This is a genomic window from Polaromonas sp. (genome assembly GCF_031411155.1).
Taxonomy (GTDB): domain Bacteria; phylum Pseudomonadota; class Gammaproteobacteria; order Burkholderiales; family Burkholderiaceae_C; genus Polaromonas.
Map to the genome: position 1 here is coordinate 1 of NZ_JANOAL010000194.1, position 4,057 is coordinate 4,057.

Consider the following 4,057-nt stretch of genomic DNA (forward strand, 5'->3'; position numbering starts at 1 on the left):
GCCGCCATGGCGCCGACGCGGCTGACATGCTGGCCCATCACAAACAGCGCATTCTGGCGGTATTTGATGGCATCTTCGGGTTTGGCAAATTGCGCCGCGGCCGGCAGGCTCAAGCCCACCAGACTGGCGGCCAGGGCAAAAGAGGCAAGAGTTTTCATCGGTTTTGGTCTTGTCGAAGTGTGATCACGGACACAGCAGGGCCCCGGTCGCGGACCGGGGCCTGTGTTGCAAAGGGGCTGTGGGTCGGCCCCCGCCCAATCACTTGGCGCGGAAGGCGTCGTGGCAGGTCTTGCAAGTGTCGGCGGTGGCGGCAAAGGCGGTTTTCAGCGCGTCGAGGTTGCCGGTCTTGGCGGCGGCCGACAGCTTGGTGGTTTCGGCCATCAGTTTTTCGTTGGTTTCCTTGAACTTGGCCTGCTCTGTCCAGATCTCGGGCTTGGCCTTGGTATTGCCCGCCTTGTCGGTGCCCGGCATGAACCCCGCCCACGGCAGCCGGGATACCTCGGCCACCACCTCCGCATTCTCGGCAGCAACCTTGGCATCGAACGGCACCTTGCCGGAGGTCATGGCGCCGATGCGGCCGAAATGCTGGCTCTGGATGAACATCGCGCTCTGGCGATATTTGACGGCATCTTCCGGTTTGGCAAACTGCGCAGCGGCCGGAGCGGCCAGGGCAGCCAGGGTGGCGGCTGCGGCAATACAGGCAAAAGTTTTCATGGGATTCCTCGTCCGGTGGTACGTTGCTGGGAAAAGCAGGGTGAGTCGGCAAGCGCTGGTTAGACTGCTGCCAGCGAGCTTGAGTTTATCGGCGTCCGGTAAGTTCCGCAGGAACTCTGCGTCGCGGGAAAACCCCAAGACCGCGGGCTCGCGTGCGCGAGAGACTAAACCACCCCACGAATGGAAACGACAGATGCAGAACAACAACTACCGCAACAAGGTGCGGGTCTGGGACTTGCCCACGCGGCTTTTTCACTGGGCGCTGGTGGTCTGCGTGCTGGGGCTGGCCATTAGCGGCAGCGTGGGCGGCGACGCCATGCGGTGGCACTTCCGCTTTGGCTACAGCGTCTTCACGCTGCTGCTGTTTCGCCTCGCCTGGGGCCTGGTGGGCGGCCACTGGTCGCGCTTCGCGGCTTTTCTTTACTCGCCCAGGACCGTCATCAACTACCTCAAGGGACAAGGCAAGCCCGAGCACGGCATGGGCCACAGCCCCCTTGGTGCCGGCTCGGTCTTTGCCATGCTGGCGGTTTTGCTGATGCAGGTGGGCAGCGGCCTATTCAGCGACGATGAAATCGCCGCAGCCGGGCCGCTGACCCGATTCGTCTCCAACAGCACGGTCAGCCTGGCCAGCAGCTACCACAAGAACATCGGCAAGTGGATTGTTCTGGCGCTGGTGCTGCTGCATCTGGCGGCCATTGTTTTTTACCTGCGCCGCAAACACAAGCTGCTGGGCGCCATGCTGCATGGTGACAAGGAACTGGTGATCGCGGCGCCGTCGTCGCGCGACGACGCGGTCTCGCGCCTGCTGGCACTGCTCATTCTGGCGGGCTGCGCCGCCCTGGTGTACTGGGTTGCCAGCCTGGCCGCGCCGGCGTTTTGAGGCGCGGGGCAAACGCCGCTACACTGATGGCCGCTTTCCCCGTTTCAACGCCGTGCAACGCCCCTCGATTCAGCTCATCACCCCTGTCACGCCAGAGCGGCTGGATGACACGCGCCAGATTTTCAGCGAGTACGCGGAGCAGCTGGACGTTGACTTGTGCTTCCAGAATTTTGACGCGGAACTGGCCGGGCTGCCCGGCAGCTATGCGCCGCCGCAGGGCGCCTTGTTGCTGGCACTGGTAGACGGCGAAGTGGCTGGCTGCTGCGCGTTGCGCGCCCTGGACAATGTGGACTACCCGAACGCCGGCGAGATGAAGCGCCTGTATGTGCGCAAAGCCTTTCGCCGCTTTGGCCTGGGGCGCCAGCTGGCAGAGGCGACACTCGACGCGGCGCGCGTGGCGGGCTACCACAGCGTGCTGCTCGACACCCTGGATGACATGGAGTCGGCGCGGGCGCTTTATACCGAACTGGGCTTTGAGGGGATCCCGCCCTACTATCACAATCCGATTGCCGGGGCGCATTACCTGAAGGCCGATTTATAGCAAGAATTAGCCCGTAGCCCAATTACCATAAGCATAGTTTACTATAAAATTAATAGCGCACTCAGCCTCCCGAAGCACAAAAAAAGCCACTGACCGCAAGGCCAGTGGCTTGATTCCTGGAACCAGACGGCGGCTCAGCCCTGGGCCTGCGCCAGCAGGGTCGCCGCGTCGCTGACTTCAAACTTGCCGGGGCCCTCGACATTCAGGCTGGCGACCTTGCCGTCCTTGACCAGCATGGAGTAGCGGTTGCTGCGCAAACCCATGCCCTTGGCGGTCAGGTCCAGCGTCAGGCCGGTGGCCTGGGCAAAGGCCGCGCTGCCGTCGGCCAGCATACGGACCTTGCCGTCGGTCTTTTGCTCACGCGCCCAGGCGCCCATCACGAACGCGTCGTTCACGCTGACGCACCAGATTTCATCAACGCCGGCGGCCTTGAGCGCGGCAAAATTCTCGACATAACCCGGCACATGCTTGGCCGAGCAGGTCGGGGTGAAGGCCCCCGGCAGGGCAAACAGGGCAATCGTCTTGCCGGCGCTGGCCTTGGCCACATCCACCGCATTCGGGCCCAGGCTGCAGCCGCCGCCTTCAACTTCTGAATATTCCATCAGCGTGGCCGCGGGAAGGGTATCGCCTACTTTGATCATGGGTGCTCCTGGTTGGGAAAGAAAAGGAAGTGAATGTAGTGTGCGCTGGCGCGCCAGGCTGCCTGTATTTTGATGCAGGCTGAAAGTCTTGGTCATCTTGCGGGCTTTGGCGGCGGGCCGGTCGCCGCCCGTCTGCCACGACACCGAACCCAAGCGACGGCACCAACAAAAACGGCCCACACCGTGAGCCGTTTTTTGTGACTTGCCGTCAAAGTCGGTCAGACTCAGACCACGGCCGCCTTTTCAACCAAACGGGTCACAACCCAGTTCTTGGTTTTGGAGATAGGACGGCTTTCGGTGATCTCGATCACGTCGCCGGTCTTGTACTCGCCCTTTTCGTCATGGGCGTGGTACTTGCTCGACAGCGACACAATTTTGCCGTACAGCTCGTGCTTGACGCGGCGCTCGACCAGAACCGTCACGGTCTTGGCGCGCTTGTCGCTGACCACCTTGCCAATCAAGGTGCGCTTGAGGGATTTTTTAGCTTCCGTCATTTTTTGGCTCCTTGCTTGACGATGGTTTCGGCCAAAATGGTTTTGGCGCGAGCGATGGCACGGCGCGTCGAACGCAGCGTGGAGAGGTTGGTCAGTTGCTGCGTGGCTTTTTGCATGCGCAGGCCAAAGTGGGCTTTTTGCAGCTCTTTGACCTCGGCTTGCAGGCCGGCAACGTCTTTTTGGCGCAGTTCAGTAGTTTTCATTTGCATCTTCTCCTGATCACTGGCCGATCATGCGGCTGACGAACGTGGTGCGCAGCGGCAGCTTGGCCGAGGCCAGGCGGAACGCTTCGCGTGCAAGTTCTTCAGGCACACCGACGATTTCAAAAACGATCTTGCCAGGCTGGATTTCAGCCACGTAGTACTCTGGATTGCCTTTACCGTTACCCATACGCACTTCAGCAGGCTTTTGGGAAATCGGCTTGTCCGGAAAGACACGGATCCAGATACGGCCGCCACGTTTAACGTGACGGGAAATCGCACGCCGTGCGGCTTCAATTTGACGAGCGGTCAGGCGACCACGGTCGGTGCATTTGAGACCGAAGTCACCAAACGCAACCGAGTTACCACGGGTGGCGACACCAGTGTTACGGCCTTTTTGCTCTTTGCGGTATTTTCTGCGAGCGGGTTGCAGCATTTTTATTCTCCGTTATTCTGACTGATTACTCAGTCTTGGCACCGTCAGCTGCTGCAGCTGGCGCGGCTTTTCGGACGCGCTTAACGGTGGTGGTTTTCGGGGCTTCGGCACCTGGGGTAGCCTCGGCGGGTTTGTCGCTGCCATCGGCAGG

Annotated in this window: 7 protein-coding genes and 2 pseudogenes; 2 read left to right on the forward strand and 7 right to left on the reverse strand. The window is 61.1% G+C overall.

Going from position 1 to position 4,057, the window contains the following annotated elements:
- Window positions 1–158, reverse strand: a pseudogene (locus tag RMO23_RS12250) (cytochrome c); the annotation flags it as partial.
- A 100-nt stretch (window positions 159–258) separates the two neighbouring features.
- The gene (locus tag RMO23_RS12255) at window positions 259–714 is read right to left on the reverse strand and encodes a cytochrome c (RefSeq protein WP_309681856.1); all 456 of its coding nucleotides are present in this window, start codon (window positions 712–714) and stop codon (window positions 259–261) included.
- A gap of 193 nt (window positions 715–907) precedes the next feature.
- On the opposite strand from RMO23_RS12255, the gene RMO23_RS12260 reads away from it, so the two are divergent.
- Window positions 908–1,594 (forward strand): cytochrome b/b6 domain-containing protein, encoded by a 687-nt coding sequence (locus RMO23_RS12260; RefSeq protein WP_309681858.1) that lies wholly within the window; start codon window positions 908–910, stop codon window positions 1,592–1,594.
- Window positions 1,595–1,646: 52 nt separating this feature from the next.
- Window positions 1,647–2,135, forward strand: coding sequence for a GNAT family N-acetyltransferase (locus RMO23_RS12265; RefSeq protein ID WP_309681860.1), 489 nt, complete (start codon window positions 1,647–1,649; stop codon window positions 2,133–2,135).
- Between the two features lie 134 nt (window positions 2,136–2,269).
- On the opposite strand, the gene RMO23_RS12270 is transcribed toward RMO23_RS12265, so the two are convergent.
- The 5 genes and pseudogenes from RMO23_RS12270 to RMO23_RS12290 form a co-directional block, all read right to left on the reverse strand.
- Window positions 2,270–2,776: a peroxiredoxin gene (locus RMO23_RS12270; RefSeq protein ID WP_309681862.1), complete on the reverse strand. Its 507-nt coding sequence runs from the start codon at window positions 2,774–2,776 to the stop codon at window positions 2,270–2,272.
- A 224-nt stretch (window positions 2,777–3,000) separates the two neighbouring features.
- Entirely contained in the window at window positions 3,001–3,270 is a 270-nt protein-coding gene (gene rpsQ / locus RMO23_RS12275) for a 30S ribosomal protein S17 (RefSeq protein ID WP_309681864.1), read from the reverse strand.
- Window positions 3,267–3,473: a 50S ribosomal protein L29 gene (gene rpmC / locus RMO23_RS12280; protein WP_309681866.1), complete on the reverse strand. Its 207-nt coding sequence runs from the start codon at window positions 3,471–3,473 to the stop codon at window positions 3,267–3,269. Before rpmC ends, rpsQ begins: the two co-directional genes overlap by 4 nt.
- A 16-nt stretch (window positions 3,474–3,489) precedes the next feature.
- Window positions 3,490–3,906 carry a 50S ribosomal protein L16 gene (rplP, locus tag RMO23_RS12285; protein ID WP_011481235.1) on the reverse strand — a complete coding sequence of 139 codons (417 nt, stop codon included), beginning with the start codon at window positions 3,904–3,906 and terminating at the stop codon, window positions 3,490–3,492.
- 25 nt (window positions 3,907–3,931) lie between these two features.
- A pseudogene (locus RMO23_RS12290) lies at window positions 3,932–4,057 on the reverse strand (30S ribosomal protein S3); the annotation flags it as partial.